The organism is Nocardioides sp. NPDC087217, assembly GCF_044744805.1.
Classification (GTDB): Bacteria; Actinomycetota; Actinomycetes; order Propionibacteriales; family Nocardioidaceae; genus Nocardioides.
In genome coordinates, this window is the sequence record NZ_JBIUZB010000002.1 from 896,399 (window position 1) to 911,880 (window position 15,482).

Sequence of the window (15,482 nt, forward strand, 5' to 3'; positions counted from 1 at the left end):
TCGGCGCCGGACGGTCGGCAGGGCGGAGATCAGCTGCAGGTCGTCGCGCCGACGTGCAGCGCGAGGGCGGTGTTGGCCCCGAGGGTGGCGGTGAACTGGCCGGAGCCGTTCACCGTGACGCTCCTGTTGGTCTGTACGTCGCAGTAGGTGCCCGCTGCCAGCGACGTCTGGAAGATGCGGGTCAGCGACGAGGACTCGTGGTTGATCGCGACGTACGCCTGGCTGCCACGCCCGAAGGCGATGGCGTCGGCGCCGTTGTCCCACCAGTTGGTGACGGCCTGGCCGCGAGCGGTGTTGCGGAAGGCGACCATCTTCTTGATCTCTGGCCAGGCGTGCTGGCACTTCCAGCCGTCCTGCCAGCAGGCGTTGACAGCGCCGGCGTTGGGCGGGCCGGCGTCCTTGTCGCTCCACTCGTAGCCGGAGTGGATGTCGGGCGAGCCGTATGGCCAGGCCAGCATGAAGACGTTGGCGAGGGTGTAGTTGGCGCCGTCCTTGTAGTTGAGCGTGTCGCCACCGCGCTCGGTGTCGTGGTTGTCGACGAAGACGGCCGAGCTGCCCGAGGACATGTAGCCCCAGCCCTCGCCGTAGTTCTTCAGGTAGGCGAGGTTCTCGTTGTTGAAGACCCGCTTCAGATCGCGGGCGTAGCGGAACTCCTGGACGTCGCCGTTGCCCAGGTACTCGCTGGGCGAGACCGCCTCCCCCGCGCCGTAGATCGCCTCCTGCTTCCAGTAGACGTTGGGGTTGCTCAGCCGGGACTTGATGTTGGCCAGGTCGGAGGCGGCCATGTGCTTGGCGGCGTCGATCCTTAAGCCGTCGACGCCGAGCGAGAGCAGATCGTTCAGGTAGCCGGCGATCTTGCCGCGGACGTACTCCTCGCCGGTGTCGAGATCGGCGAGGCCGACCAGCTCGCACTCCTGGACGTTGGTGCGGTCCTGGTAGTTGCTGATCTGTGCGGTGCAGTTGTCCAGGTCGAAGGAGGAGTAGAGGCCGGGGTAGTCGTACTTGCTGTAGGACGAGCCGCCGGTGCCGGTGCCGGAGCCCGCGGACATGTGGTTGATGACGGCGTCGGCGACGACCTTCACGCCGGCGGCGTGACAGGTGTCGATCATGTTCTTGAAGGCGGTGCGGTCACCCAGACGGCTCGCGATCTTGTAGCTGACGGGCTGGTAGGACGTCCACCATTGCGAGCCTTGGATGTGCTCCTGCGGCGGGGACACCTGGACGTAGCCGTAGCCGGCCGGGCCCAGCGTGGTGGTGCATTCGCGGGCCACCGAGGCGAAGTTCCATTCGAACATCACCGCGGTGACGTCCTTGTCTCCCGGTGGCGCGGCCTGTGCCGGGGCCGAGACCGGGATCGTGAGCGCGACAGCAGCTCCCGCCGAGAGGGCAAGTGCGGCAGCCATGGCCCTGCTGGAAGTGGAGGGTTTGACCATGGTTCCTCCTGCGTAGGGGATATGAATCTTGCTGCAAGATCTTGCAGTGCGACCGTATAAGTGATGTCTGTCACACGTCAACCCCTAGGGCATGGGCGTCTCAAAGCAGCACCCCCAGGCGTGGCCCGGGGGTGCAAGAGTTTGCGCAAAATTTCAGCGCGTTCAGGGGGACGTCAGCACCAGTCCGCTCGTCGGTACGCCGGTGCCCGCGGTGACGAGCACATGGGCGGCGCCGGCGACCTGGTTCACCGAGGTGCCGCGCACCTGGCGTACGCCCTCGGCGATGCCGTTCATGCCGTGCAGGTACGCCTCGCCGAGCTGGCCGCCGTGGGTGTTGACGGGCAGTCGTCCCCCGAGCTCGATGGCCCCGTCGCGTACGAAGTCCTTCGCCTCTCCCCTGCCGCAGAAGCCGAGCTCCTCGAGCTGCATGAGTACGTAGGGGGTGAAGTGGTCGTAGAGGACGGCCGTGTCGATGTCGGCCGGGGTGAGGCCGGACTGGCGCCAGAGGTCCTTGGCGACCACGCCCATCTCGGGGATGCCGATCTCGTCGCGGTAGTAGGAGGTCATCACGTACTGGTCGGCGGCGCTGCCCTGGGCGGCCGCGGCGATGCTGACCGGCGGATTCGGCAGGTCGCGGGCCCGCTCGGGGCTGGTGACGACGATCGCGACGGCGCCGTCGGACTCCTGGCAGCAGTCGAGCAGGTGGAGCGGGTCGGCGATCATCCGGGAGGCCTGGTGGTCCTCGAGCGTGATCGGCTTCCGGTAGAAGAACGCGGCAGGGTTGGTCGCGGCGTGGCGCCGGTCGGCGACCGCCACGGCGCCGAAGTCTTCGCTGGTCACGCCATAGTCGTGCATGTAGCGCCGCGCCTGCATGGCGACCGTCGCCGCAGGGGTCGAGAGACCGAGCGGGTAGGTCCAGGCGTTGTCGATGCCGTTGGTGTTGACCTGCTGGGCGGCCCAGGGCTGCACCTGGCCGAACCGCTGGCCCGAGCGCTCGTTGAAGCCGCGGTAGGCGACCACGACGTCGGCGACGCCGGTCGCGACCGCCATCGCGGCCTGCTGGATCGTCGCGCAGGCCGCGCCGCCGCCGTAGTTGATCCGCGAGAAGAACCTGAGGTCCCCGAGTCCGAGCTCGCGCGCGAGGGCGATCTCCGAGCTCGTGTCCATCGTGAAGGTGGTCAGCCCGTCGACGTCCGCGGGCGTGAGGCCGGCGTCCGCGAGCGCGGCTCTGGTCGCCTCGACGCTCAACTGAAGCTCGGAACGGCCGGACTCCTTGGAGAACTCCGTCGCCCCGATACCGACGATCGCGGCGCTGTTGCTGAGGGTGGTCATGCGCTCTCCAGAGGTCGCGATCGGGGTAGTCCGGTAGCGAACTGCCTATTACCGACGAGTATTTGGGCAGTTCGCTCCCGGACTACCCCGCCGCCGGCCTTCATGCGGCGACCCTCACGGTCCCGGTCACATGGGCACCGAGGGAAACCCATCCGGTGACCTTGATGGTGGCGACGCCGTCCGCCACCTCGGTGACCTCACCGGAGAACGACAGCGTGTCGTAGGGGTAGGCCGGGGCGCCCAGCCGGATCGCGATGCCCTTGATCTGCACGTCGGTGCCCGCCCAGTCGGTGACGTAGCGCTCGCACAGCGCCGTCGAGGTCAGGATGTTCATGAAGATGTCCTTCGAGCCGGCCGCCTGGGCACGGTCGCGGTCGTGGTGCACGTCTTGGAAGTCCCTGGTCGCGAGCGCGGTCGAGACGACCAGCGTCGGGGTGATCGGGAGCTCCCAGACCGGGATCTCGTCGCCGACCTTCATCATGGCCTCCTCCAGATCGGGAGCGTCAGCTCCTCATCGATGACATTCCAGTCGACGACGAGCCGCTCGCCGATCCGCAGAGCGTCCTCGCCCTCAGGTGGCACGCCGGTCACCTCCGCCACGATGCGTACGCCCTCAGGCAGGTCCAGCAGGGCGACCACCAGCGGCAGCTCCTTGCCGGGCAGCTTCGGCGCATGGATGACGGTGAACGAGTAGACCGTCCCCTCGCCGCTCGCGACGACGTAGCCACGGTCGTAGGCGTCGCACGCCAGGCATGCTGGGCCGGGCGGGTGGCGCAGGGTGCCGCAGGCGTTGCAGCTCTGGATGCGGAGCTCCTGTTTGGCAGTGCCCTCGAAGAAGTACGCGTTGTCCCGGCCGATCACCGGCCGCACCGGGCCGCTCATGCCGTCACCTTGGGGATGAACTTGAGGACACGGAACAGCATCGTCGCCACTCGCTCCTCGCCGACGTACCAGGTGCTCTTCGAGGTCACGAAGTAGCCGACGCCCATGCCGGTCTGCTTCGGACCGACGACGGAGTCGAGCGCGGTGGTGACGCGAACCTGCTCGCCGACGCGCAGGTAGCGGTCGTAGCTCTGCTCGGAGTTGGTGCCGAGGACGCCGTGGAAGCCGGCGTCGGTGAGCACGTTCATCATCGCGTGCAGCGGATCACGGTCGGGATGACGACCGCCTTGGCCGTACATGGTCCATACCTGCGCCATCGACGGCGGCGCCTCGCCCTGGTGGAACCGCTCGGACTCCAGGCCCATCGCCTCGAGCCAGTTGTTGATCGTGGGCTGGTTGACCAGGTCACGGGCGTTGCGCTCGGCGGCCTCGCCCCATGCCGTGATCTCCTCGGCGGCGGCCATGATCTTCTCGTGGACGGCCTCGTCCACCAGCGTCTGCTTCTCGGGCCCGGTCATCGGGCCACCTCCGTAGCGCGAGCGCCATAGTACGGACGCGGCCCGATGACAGATCCGACGGTCGCTCGCTGACGCTCGCTCATCGCGGCACCCTCGGCATCCCGAGCCCGAACATGGCGATCAGCTCGCGCTGGACCTCCTGAACGCCGCCGCCGAAGGTGAGCACGAGGTTCCGCTTCGCCTGGGCGTCGAGGTAGTCGAGCAGGCTCTTCGTGGCGGGATCCCCGGGGTCGCCATGGCGATGGACGAGTGCGATCAGGTCTGCGAGCAGATGCTGGACCTGGTCGGCGGCGAAGACCTTCGACGAGGACGCGTCGGCGACCTCGATGTCGCCGGCCTCCGCAGCCTTGGCGACCTCCCAGTTGAGCAGCTCGTTGACCCGGAAGACGGCGGTGGTCTCCCCGATCAGCGCGCGTACGTCCGGGCTGTCGGTGATGCCCTGGGACTGTGCCCAGCGCAAGACGCGGTCGCGCAGACCCTCGATCCGGCCGGCCGGGCCGAGCATGACGCGCTCGTGGTTGAGCTGGGTCGTGATCAGCTTCCAGCCCTTGTTCTCCTCCCCCACCAGCATGTCGGCGGGGACGCGGACGTCGTTGAAGTACGTCGCGTTGACGTGGTGGGAGCCGTCGGCGGTGATGATCGGGGTCCACGAGAAGCCAGGGTCGGTGGTGTCGACGATGAGGATCGAGATGCCCTTGTGCTTGGGGGCGTCCGGGTCGGTGCGCACGGCCAGCCAGATGTAGTCGGCGGCATGGCCGCCGGTGGTCCACAGCTTCTGGCCGTTGACGACGTAGTGGTCGCCGTCGAGCCGGGCCGTGGTGCGCAGCGAGGCCAGATCGGTGCCGGCCTCGGGCTCGGAGTAGCCGATCGCGAAGTGCACCTCACCGGCGAGGATCCGGTTGAGGAACATCTCCTTCTGCTTGTCAGTGCCGTAGCGGATCAGCGTCGGGCCGACCGTCTGGAGGGTGACCGCAGGCAGGTGGACGTCGGCGTACTGGGCCTCGTTGGCGAAGATCGTCTGCTCGACCTCGCCGAGGCCGTGGCCGCCGTACTCCTTGGGCCAGCCGACGCCCATCCAACCGTCGTCGCCGAGCTGCTTGATGAGCTTCTGGTACGACGGGCCGTGGCGGTCCCACGATCCCTCGGGACCGGGATCGCCGGGTTCACCGTCGTGCGAGAGCCCGGCGAAGTAGGCCCTGACCTCGGCCTTCAGCGAACGCTGCGCCTCGGTGAGCTCGAGGTTCTTGGCCTCGGCGGTCTCGACCGGGACGTCGGCTGCCGAGGTGTTCAGCTGGTGGGCGATGTCGGTGCCCCAGGTCGTGAACGCCAGCAGCGGGTAGGTCACATCGACACCCATGCCGCCGTGGAGATGGTGGCAGGTGCGGAAGGCGTACGGCGCGACCTGGCTGGCCCAGTAGGCGGCGACCTTCAGGTCGACCGCGGCAGCTCGCCCGTCCGCGATGGCGGCGATCGCGTTGTCGGCGGCGAGGTCGAGCGTGCGCGAGGTGACGTAGACGTCGGCCAGCTGCAGCGCGACCGCCTGGAACTCGGCGAGCGTACGGCCGAACTGCTGCCGGTTCTTCACGTAGCCGGCGGTCAGGTCCCGGGCACCGGAGAGCACGCCCGCGGCGCTCACCGCCAACCCGGCGGCCGCGAGACCGGTCAGAGCCTCGAAGGCCCCAGGGCCCAGCGGCTCTGCCGGGGCGTCCTCGAGCACGACGGTGTGCTGGGGCACCTCGCCCGACGCGCTCGCTGCAGCCAGCGTGACGCCCGGACCGCTCGGGTCGACGAGCACCACGACCGGTTCTCCGGTGTCGGCGGCAGTCGCGGTGACCAGGAGGCGCGAGCTCTCGGCGGCGTACGTCACCCCGGTCTTGCGGCCGCTCACGGTGCCGTCGCGGAAGGTCGCCGCCGGGGTCTCGGGTCGTCCCGGCTCCAGCCATGCCGGGGTCAGCAGCGTCTCGCCGCTCGCCACCCCGGGCAGGATCGCGTCCTGCTGCTCGGGCGTCCCGTGGCCGGCGACCGTCAGCGCGCCGACGGCGAGGGTCTCCCAGACCGGCACCCGCACCGCATGGCGCCCGACCTCCCGCAACAGGACCGCGATCTCGGTCAGACCGAACCCCTCACCGCCCTTGGCCTCCGGCACGGGCAGTGCGGTCAGGCCGGCGCTCGCCCAGGCCGACCAGTCGCTACGGTCGGACTCTCGGGCGAGGACCTCGGCCACCACGCTGCGTACGGCATCGAGTGTCTCGTCTCCCATGAGCCAAACTGTAACGTGTTCTAGTTCTGATCGCGAGAGGGCTCGCTGTCCTATCGCGGCAGACCGAGGATCTGCTCGGCAGCCACGTTGCGGAGCACCTGGGTGGTGCCGCCCGCGATGGAGAGGCAGCGGGTGAGCTGGGACTGGTGCAGATCCTCGCGGACCTGCGGGTCATCGGTGAGCGCCAGCGGGCCGAGGAGGTCGACGACGAGCTCGGAGGCGTCCTGGCGGTTGCGTACGGTCAGGAGCTTGGCCACCGAGGACTCCGCGCCCGGTCCTCGCCCGGCGAGCGCCTTGAGCGTGGAGCGGACGCCGAGCAGCGCGCAGACCGTGGAGAGTGCGACCGCATGGCCGACCCTGGCGAGATCGGCCTCACCGCGACCGCCGGCGAGCACCACCGCGCGCTCGACACTGCCGCCGAGGTTGGTCGAGGCCATCGCGACCCGCTCGTTGGCCAGCGTCGTACGTGCCAGGCGCCAGCCGCCGTCGACCTCACCGACGACGAGCTCGTCGGGCACGAAGACAGCGTCGAGGAAGACCTCGTTGAAGAGAGCGTCACCGGTCAGCTCGCGCAGCGGACGGACGTCGATCCCCTCGCTGCGCATGTCCACCAGGAAGTAGGTGATGCCCTTGTGCTTGGGGACGTCGGGGTTCGTACGCACCAGGCAGATCGCCCAGTCGGCGTCGGCCGCGAGCGAGGTCCACACCTTCTGGCCGGTGAGCCGCCAGCCGCCCTCGACCCGCTCGGCGCGGGTCGCCAGAGAGGCCAGGTCGGAGCCGGCGCCGGGCTCGCTGAAGAGCTGGCACCAGACGATCCGGCCGCGCAGCGAGACGTCGACGAACTGCTCGCGCTGGGCGTCGGTGCCGTGCTTCAGGATGGTCGGCACGGCCCACCCGGCGATCTTGATGTCGGGGCGCGACACCCCGGCCGCGGCGAGCTCCTCGTCGATGACGAGCTGCTCGACAGGACCGGCACCGACCCCGTACGGAGCGGGCCAGTGCGGCGCGAGAAGGGCCGCGTCGACGAGCGCGTCCCGGCGCTCCGCCTCGGGAAGCGCCGCGATCGCGGCAACGGCTTCCCGCACTCGGGGACGGATCGCGTCGTCCTTGCCGTCGAGGTCGACACGGACCGAACGCCGGATGCCGGCCACGGCGTGCTCCGCCAGCGCGACCGCATGGGCGTCGCCACCGCCGAGAAGGCTCCGCAGGGCGACCGCGCGGCGCAGGTAGAGATGGGCGTCGTGCTCAAAGGTGAAGCCGATGCCGCCGAGGACCTGGATGCAGTCCTGGGCCGCCCGGACCGCTCCGTCCAGCGCGGTGACGCCGGCCACCTCTGCCGCGAAGGCCCACTGGTCGACGTCGCCACCCTCGGCCGACGCGGCCGCGTCCCACGCGGCAGCGGCCACCGCCTCGGCGGTCTCCAGCATCTGGGCGCACAGGTGCTTGATCGCCTGGAACGAGCCGATCGGCGCCCCGAACTGCTCGCGCACCTTCGCGTACTCCACGGCCGTCGTCAGGCACCACTGCGCGATCCCGGACGCCTCCGCGGCAGCGAGCGTGAGGGCCGTACGCCGCACCGCCTCGGCGCGCAGGCCCGCGACCTCGACCGCCTCGCGGGCATCGATGTCGACCCGCACCTCGGCGACCCGCCTGGTCAGATCGGGACCCGCCTGAGGGCGTACGTCCGCCTGCTCCGCCGCCACGAAGAACCAGCGCTCCTCGCCTTCGGCGCCGCGGGCACCGAGCAGCAACCGGGCGGCTCCGCCACCGTCGTAGACGACAGGAACCGTTCCCCGGAGCCTGTCGCCGAGCTCGAGGTCCGGGTCGAGCGCGATCCCGCAGCCGCCTGCGGTGACGGCCCCGACCATGTCGCCGAGCCCGGCCGCTCCCGCATGGAAGGCGGCGACCGTGGTGCCGAGCAGCGGACCCGGAAGCAGCTCGTGAGCGACGGCCTCGAGCGCGACGGCCGCATCCAGCAGCGTCCCGCCACCGCCGCTCGGCTCAGGCGCCGCGATGCCGGCGACGCCGTACTCCTCGACACCTCGCCACACCTCGTCGAAGTCCGCGGATGCGGTGCCCTCGGCGGCGCGAGCGATCGCGATGCCACCCAGCCCCTTGGCCCAGTCCCGCAGGCTCTCGCTGAGGGCTTGGTGTTCGTCGGTGATGCCGATCGGCACAGGGACCTCCTACTATTTCCGCCTGGTTCCGCGGCCTTCAGGAATAGAGACTGATGTAGAACGTGTTACAAGTCTAGACTCACGAAGGAACGTGTTTCACTCTCGGGCGCCGTTGCGGTTAGCCTGAGAGCCACAGATCGAGATCCGGTCATAGTCCTAGGGGGACCACAGTGACGTCCGTCAGCACGGAGCCACGCGACACCGATGGCCCGAGTCCGGCCACCGCACCCACCGGCGGTTCCGCAGCCCAGCGAGAGCGCCGTCGGCGCATCCTCGACGCCACGATCACCCTGGCAGCCGAGGGCGGCTTCGACGCCGTGCAGATGCGCGCCGTCGCCGAGCAGGCCGAGGTCGCGCTCGGCACCCTCTACCGCTATTTCCCCTCGAAGATCCACCTGCTGGTCTCCGCGCTGGCGCGGGAGTTCACCAAGGACGTCGACCGCTCCGCCGCCCGTGCGACGCCGGGCGACACCGCCCACGAGCGGATCATGTACGTCCTCAACCGCCGCACCCGCGCGCTGCAGAAGCAGCCCAAGCTCACCGAGGCCTTGGTCCGCGCCTTCATGTTCGCCGACCAGTCGGTGACCGGCGAGATCCACGAGGTCGGCACGAGCCTGACCACCGTCATCGCCCGCGCCATGCACGGCACCCCCGACCACGGCGAGGTCACCGAGGAGGAGGCCGCCATCATCCGGATCATCTCCGACGTATGGCTCTCCGCGCTCATCTCCTGGGTCACCGGCCGCATGGACGAGAAGGACGTCGAGAAGTCGATCGACGTAGCCGTACGCCTGCTGCTGCGCTGACGGATCACCTCGGGCAGTAGTCCTTGTCCTTCTTCCGCTCAGCCCAGTCCTCGGGCCTCATCGCCCGCCCGCACTCCAGGCTCCAGGTGAGCCCATAAGGGTGCCCCTCGGGGGTGCCGGTGATCCCGAACTCGCGGCCGCCAGGAGCCTTGATGATCATCGACTCGCGCTTGCCGTGGTCGACGTAGTCGACCTCGAGCACCCAGCGGCAGGTCGGCCCCGAGCTCGACGCGGTGATCGGGATGACCACCGTCTCTCCCTTGGAGAGGGTCACCGTCCGGCTGGTGAAGTAGGGCGAACCGTCCTCCTCGGAGGTCAGCGCCGGCACCGGCGCGCCCACGTCCGTCCGTAGCAGGATCTTGTCTCCCCCTCCACCTTGGCGAATGTCTTCCACCACCGTGCCCTGGCGCAGGATCGACGTGCACGGCCCGGAACGCTTCGGCCGCAGATCGGTGATCACCACGTCCTCACTGTGCCGGCCGACCAGGGTGACCTCCCAGGTCACGTTTCCTACGGCGTACCACTCGTGCTTCGCCTGCCAGTCGAGATCGTTGACCGCGCTGATCGCCTGGTCGAGGTTCTTGAACGGCGCGGCGCTCGCGCCCTCCGGGATCAGCACCGGCCCGCTCATCGCCTGCCTGCGCACGTCCACCAGGTGGATGCCCTTGCCCGGATCGCTCCACCCTTCGGGGAGGAGCCCGGTGAAGAGATTCTGCAGGCCGGAGCCGAACGTCGCCCCCAGCGAGACCAGGACCACGCCGACGACCCACGCGGCCGGCTTCTTCAGCAGCGACACCGTCCACGGCAACACACCCCGGCGGCGTATGTCTCCGGCCGGTGCCGACGCCTCCGTCGCAGCCTCCTCGGGCTCCTCAGCCCTCTGCCTGGTCATCGGTCCATGCTCCCCTCGGGTAGACGCTCAGCCGGCTCCGGCTCGGTCACGGATCCGCCGGACAGCCGCAGCGCGAGCGCCACGGCGACTCCGGTCGCCCAGCCGAAGCAAGCAGCGAAGCGAAGCGCGTCGGCGACGTTGTCGAACGCCCGGGTGTAGGCCGGCAGGGCGAGCTCGGGAGCCGGGAAGACGGTTCCTTCGACCAGACCAACGACCACGGCGAGCACCGCGACCATGCCCCAGCACCGCATGACGATGCCGAGTACGCTCGGCTCGACGCCCCGCTGCCAGCGCGCCATCATCAGACGGATCGCGAGCCAGATGAGTGCCACCAGGACGACTGAGCTCAGCGTGCGCGGCAGCCAGATCAACGTGTCGAACGTGCCACCGAGCGAGTAGGGGTCATCGGGCGCCGCAAGGCTGGCGTGGGCGAACCAGACCACCTGTACCCAGGCCTGGCGCGCACCGACGGCGGCGTCGGAGTAGACGTCGGGACCGTAGTCCCAGGCGAAGCCGCCGACGAGCGCGAGAGCCAGCGTCGGGAGCGCACCCCAGGTGGCGACCCGAACGGCCCGCGCTCGTCCCCGCGCAGGGCTCAGCCTCGGCGTCTCCACCGGCGCGGGCGAGTCGTCACGTTCGCCCTGTTCCATCGCAGCGGCCGTGAGCTGGGCCAACGCCACCACGTGCGCCGCCACCACGCCGCCGACCAGTCCGAGGCTGAGGCCGAGCCAGATCCCGTCGTCCGGGAGCGACCACACCATCCCCGACAGCATCGCGGCCCCGTCCGGGGAAGCCGTGACGTCCCCGAGGATGACGAACAGGTTCGTCAGTCCGCCTGCCAGCAGGGACGCACCCAACACCCGGCCCGCGACCGCGTAGGGGCCGTCCGCTCCGGTTCGGAGGCTCGCGTAGACCAACACGGAGAGGAGGACGACGAAGACCAGCACCGGCCACGCGGAGTCGGGCGCGACGGCGTACTCGTAACGGATCACCGATCCCCAGAGGAACGACAGGCCGTCGAGCATCCGAGCCAGGAACGCCCCGAACCACTCGTGTCCGCGCGCTTGCCAGAGCGCGGACACGCTGCCGGTGTCGATCGGGACCGCCAAGGCGAACGAGTAGAACCAGGCAAAGACGGCGACCACGGCCGTCGTGGCGAACGCACTGCGTCGTCGAGACAAGTTCTGGTGGCTTTCGGTTCGTCCCCGGTGACTGAAAATCTTCGCGTCGCAGTATGCCGGAGACGTGCCCCTCGTGTGGCCGACTCACCCATGCCAGGGCAGCCGACCTCCCGCCCGTCAGCCCCCGTAGGCGTGCGTGGCGGTGGCACCGCCGTCGATGGCGATCTCGGCACCGGTGACGAAGCTGGACTCGTCGGAGGCGAGGTAGACGTACAGCGGGGCGATGTCCTCGGGGTGGCCGACGCGCTTGAGGGCGACCTTGGAGGCACCGAACTCCATGGCGGCATCGTCGGCACCGACGCCGCGAGTCATGGGGGTGTCGATCATGCCGGGATGTACGGAGTTGACTCGGATGCCGCTGGGGCCGAGCTCGAGCGCGGCGGCCTTGGTCATGCCGCGGATGGCGAACTTGGTGGAGGTGTAGCCGGCCACGAACGCCATCCCGGCCAGGCCCTCGATCGAGGAGGCGTTGATGATCGAGCCGCCGCCGTTCTCCTTCATCGTCGAGATCACCGAGCGCATCCCGAGGAAGCAGCCGAGGGTGTTGACCCGCCACAGCAGCTCGAACTCCTCGACGGGCTGGGTCAGGATCTCACCGAAGCGGAGGATGCCGGCGTTGTTCGCCAGGACGTTGACCGGGCCGTACGTCTCCGCGGTCTGCGCCACCAGCGCGGTCCAGGACTCCTCCGAGCTCACGTCGTGATGCACGAACAGCGCGGCGTCGCCGAGCTCGTCGGCGAGCAGCTTGCCGGGCTCGTCGGCCACGTCGGCGATCACCACCTTCGCGCCCTCGGACACGAAGGCCCGCGCGATGGCGGCTCCCTGCCCTTGCGCACCACCGGTGACGATCGCGGTCTTGCCCTCGAGACGTGCCATCACTGCTCCTTCAGCTTGAGCTGCATGATCGAGTCGGCCGAGAACCCGGCCGCGGGGTCGCGGTCGGCGAACCAGCCGCCGACCTGCTTGTCGAGCGAGTCCAGGTCCCAGGCGGCGTTGTCGAAGCGCTCGGCCACCGTGGGCGGCGCGAGGACGGCGATCATCCCGCCGTAGACGACGAAGACCTGCCCGGTGATCGCGGCGGCGGCCGGCGAGGCGAGGTAGGCGACCAGCGGCGCCACGTGCTCGGGCCCGTAGGAGTCACCCGAGAGCACGCCCTCGGTCATCGCGGTCGCGGCCCGCGGGCAGATCGCGTTGGCCCGTACCCCGGAACGGCCCATCGCGCGCGCCGTCGACATCGTCAGCGCGGTGATCCCGGCCTTCGCGGCGCCGTAGTTGGCCTGTCCCGGTGGCCCGGACAGGAACGCCTCCGAGGAGGTGTTCACCACGGCGGCGTCCACCGGCGCACCCGTCGACTTCGCGACCGAGCGCCAGTGGGCCGAGGCGTTGCGGGTCAGCAGGAAATGGCCGCGGAGGTGCACGCGCACGACGAGGTCGAACTCCTCGTCGGACATGTTGAAGAGCATCTTGTCGCGGGTGATGCCCGCGTTGTTGACCACGATGTCGAGCCCGCCGAGGCCGTCGACCGCCGCAGCCATCATCGAGTCGGCCGTGGCACGCTCGCTCACGTCGCCGGCCGCGATCACCGCCTCGCCGCCGAATCCGCGGATCTCCTCGGCCGCCTCCTCGGCAGCGCCCGGCAGGTCGTTGAGCACCACCCGGGCACCGGCCCGGGCCAGGGCGACCGCCTCGGCGCGCCCGAGACCGGCGCCCGCGCCGGTGACGATCGCCGTCTTTCCGTCCAGGTCAACGCTCACGTGGTGCTACTCCTCGATCCTCAGGGCCGCCTTGGGGCAGCCGGCCACGGCCTGCTCGACGCGGCCGCGGTTCTCGTCGGTCACCGTCGGGTCCTCGATCTGCAGGTAGTCGTCGTCATCGATCTCGAACACGTCGGGAGCGAACGCCTCGCACATCCCGTTGGACTCGCACAGGTCGAAGTCCGCGATCACCTTTGCCATGTCCGTCTCCTTTGTCCTCACGCCGTCGTCGAGCCGTCATTCACCAGAGCCCTGGCCGGGCAGCGCGCCCAGCTTGCGGTGGTCCCAGCTTGCGACCTTGTCCGGCTCTATGACGATGCCGACGCGCTTGTGCGCCTGCTTCGAGACCAGGTCCTCGCCGAGCTCACCCAGGTCGGCTCCACCGGCCATCCGGGTCATCACCCGCAACCCGATCCCCTTGATCTCGTCGTACTCCTCGACGAGCCGCGCCTTGCCGGTGATGCTCACCCCGCGCAGCTCGAAGTAGTCGACGCCGTCCTCGACCAGGCACGTGACCCGCGGGTCACGCCTCAGGTTGCGGACCTTCTGCGAGGACCCGTAGGTCCAGAAGACGATCTTGCCCTCGTCGAGCACGTAGAACAGCGTGGTCAGGTGCGGAGCACCGTCGGGACCGACGGTCGCGACCTGCACCTTCATCTGCGAGCCGAGGAAGTCCTCGATCTCGGCGTCGGTCAGCTGTACGGACTGGCGGGACCCGGCCATGTGCCCTCCTAGAGCATCAAACTAGAACACGTTCTACCATATCAGGGACGGGCGTCCCCCTTGAAGTGACCCTACGGCGCGGGCTAGGAGGCGGCCTTCATCTCGGAGATCAGCCAGCCGCCGTCGTGCTTGACCAGCGTCAGCACCTCCCAGGTCGGGCTGACCACGGTGTTCTTCGTCTTCGGCGCGGTCGCGCTCTGGTTGACGAAGAGCAGCACCTGCGCGGTCTCCTCGGTGGCCGAGATGATGGAGGCGGCACAGTCCTCGTCGACGCACGCCTTGCCCTCCTCGGCGGCCTGCGCACCCTCCTCGGAGAGCGGCGCCACCTCGGCGTCGACCTTGATGCCCAGCTCGGCCTGCTCCTTGCGCTTGTCCTCTCCGGGCAGCGTCTTCTCATAGTCCTTCTGCATCGCCGGCGTCATCAGCTTCTTCGCCGCCGCGATGTCCTTCTCCGCACTGGCGGCCTGGTAGGACATCACCGTCTGCGCCAGTCCGACCGAGTGCTCCATGATCGCCGCTCGGGACCCGGCCGCGGTCAGCTCCCCGCTCGGCGCCACGTCGTCCTTCGACGCCATGTCGACGGCCAGCCACAGCAGGCCGCCCGCGACCAGGACGAGTACGCCGAGAACGGCCGTCAGCACCCGGCTACCGTCACCCAGCCACCGCTCGGCGAACCCGGCGCGCGCCTCCGTTTCACCCTCACCCTCAACCTCAGCTTGAGGCTCTGCGGGGTCGGTCTCGACGTCCTCGGACTCGGCCGCGCCGGCCTCGCTCTCCTCCGGAGCAGCGACCTCGTCACGTACGTCCTGGTCCTGGTCGTCGGCCGGAGGAAGCAGGTCGGAGCCGCAGTAACGGCACTTGATCGCGGCTGCCTTGATCGTCTCCGCGCAGAAGGGGCACTCCTTCTGGCCGGTGGAGACCGATCCGTTCGCTCGTACGCCTGTCATCAGTTGACTCCTGCCAGGTCGGACATGCGCCATCCGTCCTTCGTCTTGGCCAGCGACACCTTGAAGCGGTACTTCGAGCACCGCGCACCGTCGTAGGGGCAGGTGTCGCTCTTCTTCAGCTCAGCGGTCTGGCTGCTGGTGACGACCGAGTCCACGGCGACCAGCACGACCGCCTTCTTCGACCCGATCGCGCGGATGCCGACCTGCTTGACCTTGCCCTTGGAGATGGTCTGGGCGGGGATCGCGGCCTGCCGGATCTGCTCGGCGATGGCGGTGTACTCCTTGCCGAAGGTGCCGGTGGAGATCTCCTTGACGGCCTGGATCCGCGGGTCCATGTCGCGGTAGTCGACGTCGAGGAAGGCGATCACGCCGTCCTCGGCGACCGCCTTCACCTCGTCGTAGTCGGCGGCCGCGGCCTCGGCGGGCGTCGTCCAGGGCAGCACCCGGGCACCGCCGATGAAGACGGCCGCCGCCAGCACGACCAGGATCACGACCACCGCCGCGAGCACGGTGTTGAGCCGCCCCAGTCTCGCCAGGGAGAGCTTGACGTCGAGCGAGTTGTCGGATGGCATCTGGC

Annotated in this window: 16 protein-coding genes; 1 reads left to right on the plus strand and 15 read right to left on the minus strand. The window is 69.4% G+C overall.

The window, feature by feature from the left end:
• Positions 1–29 precede the first annotated feature (29 nt).
• The 7 genes from ACIO3S_RS11710 to ACIO3S_RS11740 form a co-directional block, all read right to left on the minus strand.
• Positions 30–1,403 carry an alpha-amylase family protein gene (locus tag ACIO3S_RS11710; protein ID WP_400463295.1) on the minus strand — a complete coding sequence of 458 codons (1,374 nt, stop codon included), beginning with the start codon at positions 1,401–1,403 and terminating at the stop codon, positions 30–32.
• 192 nt (positions 1,404–1,595) lie between these two features.
• Entirely contained in the window at positions 1,596–2,765 is a 1,170-nt protein-coding gene (locus tag ACIO3S_RS11715; protein ID WP_400463298.1) for a lipid-transfer protein, read from the minus strand.
• Between the two features lie 100 nt (positions 2,766–2,865).
• Complete coding sequence (locus tag ACIO3S_RS11720; RefSeq protein ID WP_400463301.1) at positions 2,866–3,243, minus strand: MaoC family dehydratase; 378 nt, start codon at positions 3,241–3,243, stop codon at positions 2,866–2,868.
• A complete protein-coding gene (locus ACIO3S_RS11725) occupies positions 3,243–3,647 on the minus strand; it encodes a Zn-ribbon domain-containing OB-fold protein (protein WP_400463304.1) in 405 nt (134 codons plus the stop codon). The genes ACIO3S_RS11720 and ACIO3S_RS11725 overlap by 1 nt, the downstream gene beginning before the upstream one ends.
• The gene (locus ACIO3S_RS11730) at positions 3,644–4,165 is read right to left on the minus strand and encodes a MaoC family dehydratase N-terminal domain-containing protein (RefSeq protein ID WP_400463307.1); all 522 of its coding nucleotides are present in this window, start codon (positions 4,163–4,165) and stop codon (positions 3,644–3,646) included. The genes ACIO3S_RS11725 and ACIO3S_RS11730 overlap by 4 nt, the downstream gene beginning before the upstream one ends.
• Positions 4,166–4,244: 79 nt before the next feature.
• Positions 4,245–6,425, minus strand: coding sequence for an acyl-CoA dehydrogenase (locus tag ACIO3S_RS11735; protein ID WP_400463310.1), 2,181 nt, complete (start codon positions 6,423–6,425; stop codon positions 4,245–4,247).
• Positions 6,426–6,475: 50 nt separating this feature from the next.
• Complete coding sequence (locus tag ACIO3S_RS11740; RefSeq protein ID WP_400463313.1) at positions 6,476–8,602, minus strand: acyl-CoA dehydrogenase family protein; 2,127 nt, start codon at positions 8,600–8,602, stop codon at positions 6,476–6,478.
• A gap of 170 nt (positions 8,603–8,772) precedes the next feature.
• Between ACIO3S_RS11740 and ACIO3S_RS11745 the strand changes: the two genes are divergently transcribed.
• Entirely contained in the window at positions 8,773–9,408 is a 636-nt protein-coding gene (locus tag ACIO3S_RS11745) for a TetR family transcriptional regulator (protein ID WP_400463316.1), read from the plus strand.
• Between the two features lie 4 nt (positions 9,409–9,412).
• Here the strand turns inward: ACIO3S_RS11745 and ACIO3S_RS11750 are convergent, their stop codons facing one another.
• From ACIO3S_RS11750 to ACIO3S_RS11785, 8 genes are all read right to left on the minus strand, one after another.
• A complete protein-coding gene (locus ACIO3S_RS11750; RefSeq protein ID WP_400463318.1) occupies positions 9,413–10,300 on the minus strand; it encodes a hypothetical protein in 888 nt (295 codons plus the stop codon).
• Entirely contained in the window at positions 10,297–11,481 is a 1,185-nt protein-coding gene (locus ACIO3S_RS11755) for a hypothetical protein (RefSeq protein WP_400463321.1), read from the minus strand. Before ACIO3S_RS11755 ends, ACIO3S_RS11750 begins: the two co-directional genes overlap by 4 nt.
• Positions 11,482–11,598: 117 nt before the next feature.
• Positions 11,599–12,357 carry a glucose 1-dehydrogenase gene (locus tag ACIO3S_RS11760; RefSeq protein WP_160023228.1) on the minus strand — a complete coding sequence of 253 codons (759 nt, stop codon included), beginning with the start codon at positions 12,355–12,357 and terminating at the stop codon, positions 11,599–11,601.
• On the minus strand, positions 12,357–13,235 hold the full coding sequence (locus ACIO3S_RS11765; protein WP_400463324.1) for an SDR family oxidoreductase: 879 nt from the start codon (positions 13,233–13,235) through the stop codon (positions 12,357–12,359). The genes ACIO3S_RS11760 and ACIO3S_RS11765 overlap by 1 nt, the downstream gene beginning before the upstream one ends.
• 6 nt (positions 13,236–13,241) lie before the next feature.
• Entirely contained in the window at positions 13,242–13,436 is a 195-nt protein-coding gene (locus ACIO3S_RS11770; RefSeq protein ID WP_160023224.1) for a ferredoxin, read from the minus strand.
• Between the two features lie 36 nt (positions 13,437–13,472).
• A complete protein-coding gene (locus tag ACIO3S_RS11775; protein ID WP_160023222.1) occupies positions 13,473–13,958 on the minus strand; it encodes a pyridoxamine 5'-phosphate oxidase family protein in 486 nt (161 codons plus the stop codon).
• A gap of 83 nt (positions 13,959–14,041) precedes the next feature.
• A complete protein-coding gene (locus ACIO3S_RS11780) occupies positions 14,042–14,905 on the minus strand; it encodes a hypothetical protein (RefSeq protein WP_400463328.1) in 864 nt (287 codons plus the stop codon).
• Positions 14,905–15,477 (minus strand): hypothetical protein, encoded by a 573-nt coding sequence (locus tag ACIO3S_RS11785; RefSeq protein ID WP_160023220.1) that lies wholly within the window; start codon positions 15,475–15,477, stop codon positions 14,905–14,907. Before ACIO3S_RS11785 ends, ACIO3S_RS11780 begins: the two co-directional genes overlap by 1 nt.
• Positions 15,478–15,482 lie beyond the last annotated feature (5 nt).

What these genes read in the sequence shown, in the direction of transcription:
- ACIO3S_RS11735 (WP_400463310.1), bottom strand. Translation starts at nt 6,425, where the DNA reads ATGGGAGACGAGACACTCGATGCCGTACGCAGCGTGGTGGCCGAGGTC.
- ACIO3S_RS11750 (WP_400463318.1), bottom strand. Translation starts at nt 10,300, where the DNA reads ATGACCAGGCAGAGGGCTGAGGAGCCCGAGGAGGCTGCGACGGAGGCG.
- ACIO3S_RS11725 (WP_400463304.1), bottom strand. Translation starts at nt 3,647, where the DNA reads ATGAGCGGCCCGGTGCGGCCGGTGATCGGCCGGGACAACGCGTACTTC.
- ACIO3S_RS11710 (WP_400463295.1), bottom strand. Translation starts at nt 1,403, where the DNA reads ATGGCTGCCGCACTTGCCCTCTCGGCGGGAGCTGCTGTCGCGCTCACG.
- ACIO3S_RS11780 (WP_400463328.1), bottom strand. Translation starts at nt 14,905, where the DNA reads ATGACAGGCGTACGAGCGAACGGATCGGTCTCCACCGGCCAGAAGGAG.
- ACIO3S_RS11720 (WP_400463301.1), bottom strand. Translation starts at nt 3,243, where the DNA reads ATGAAGGTCGGCGACGAGATCCCGGTCTGGGAGCTCCCGATCACCCCG.
- ACIO3S_RS11775 (WP_160023222.1), bottom strand. Translation starts at nt 13,958, where the DNA reads ATGGCCGGGTCCCGCCAGTCCGTACAGCTGACCGACGCCGAGATCGAG.
- ACIO3S_RS11730 (WP_400463307.1), bottom strand. Translation starts at nt 4,165, where the DNA reads ATGACCGGGCCCGAGAAGCAGACGCTGGTGGACGAGGCCGTCCACGAG.
- ACIO3S_RS11760 (WP_160023228.1), bottom strand. Translation starts at nt 12,357, where the DNA reads ATGGCACGTCTCGAGGGCAAGACCGCGATCGTCACCGGTGGTGCGCAA.
- ACIO3S_RS11785 (WP_160023220.1), bottom strand. Translation starts at nt 15,477, where the DNA reads ATGCCATCCGACAACTCGCTCGACGTCAAGCTCTCCCTGGCGAGACTG.
- ACIO3S_RS11715 (WP_400463298.1), bottom strand. Translation starts at nt 2,765, where the DNA reads ATGACCACCCTCAGCAACAGCGCCGCGATCGTCGGTATCGGGGCGACG.
- ACIO3S_RS11770 (WP_160023224.1), bottom strand. Translation starts at nt 13,436, where the DNA reads ATGGCAAAGGTGATCGCGGACTTCGACCTGTGCGAGTCCAACGGGATG.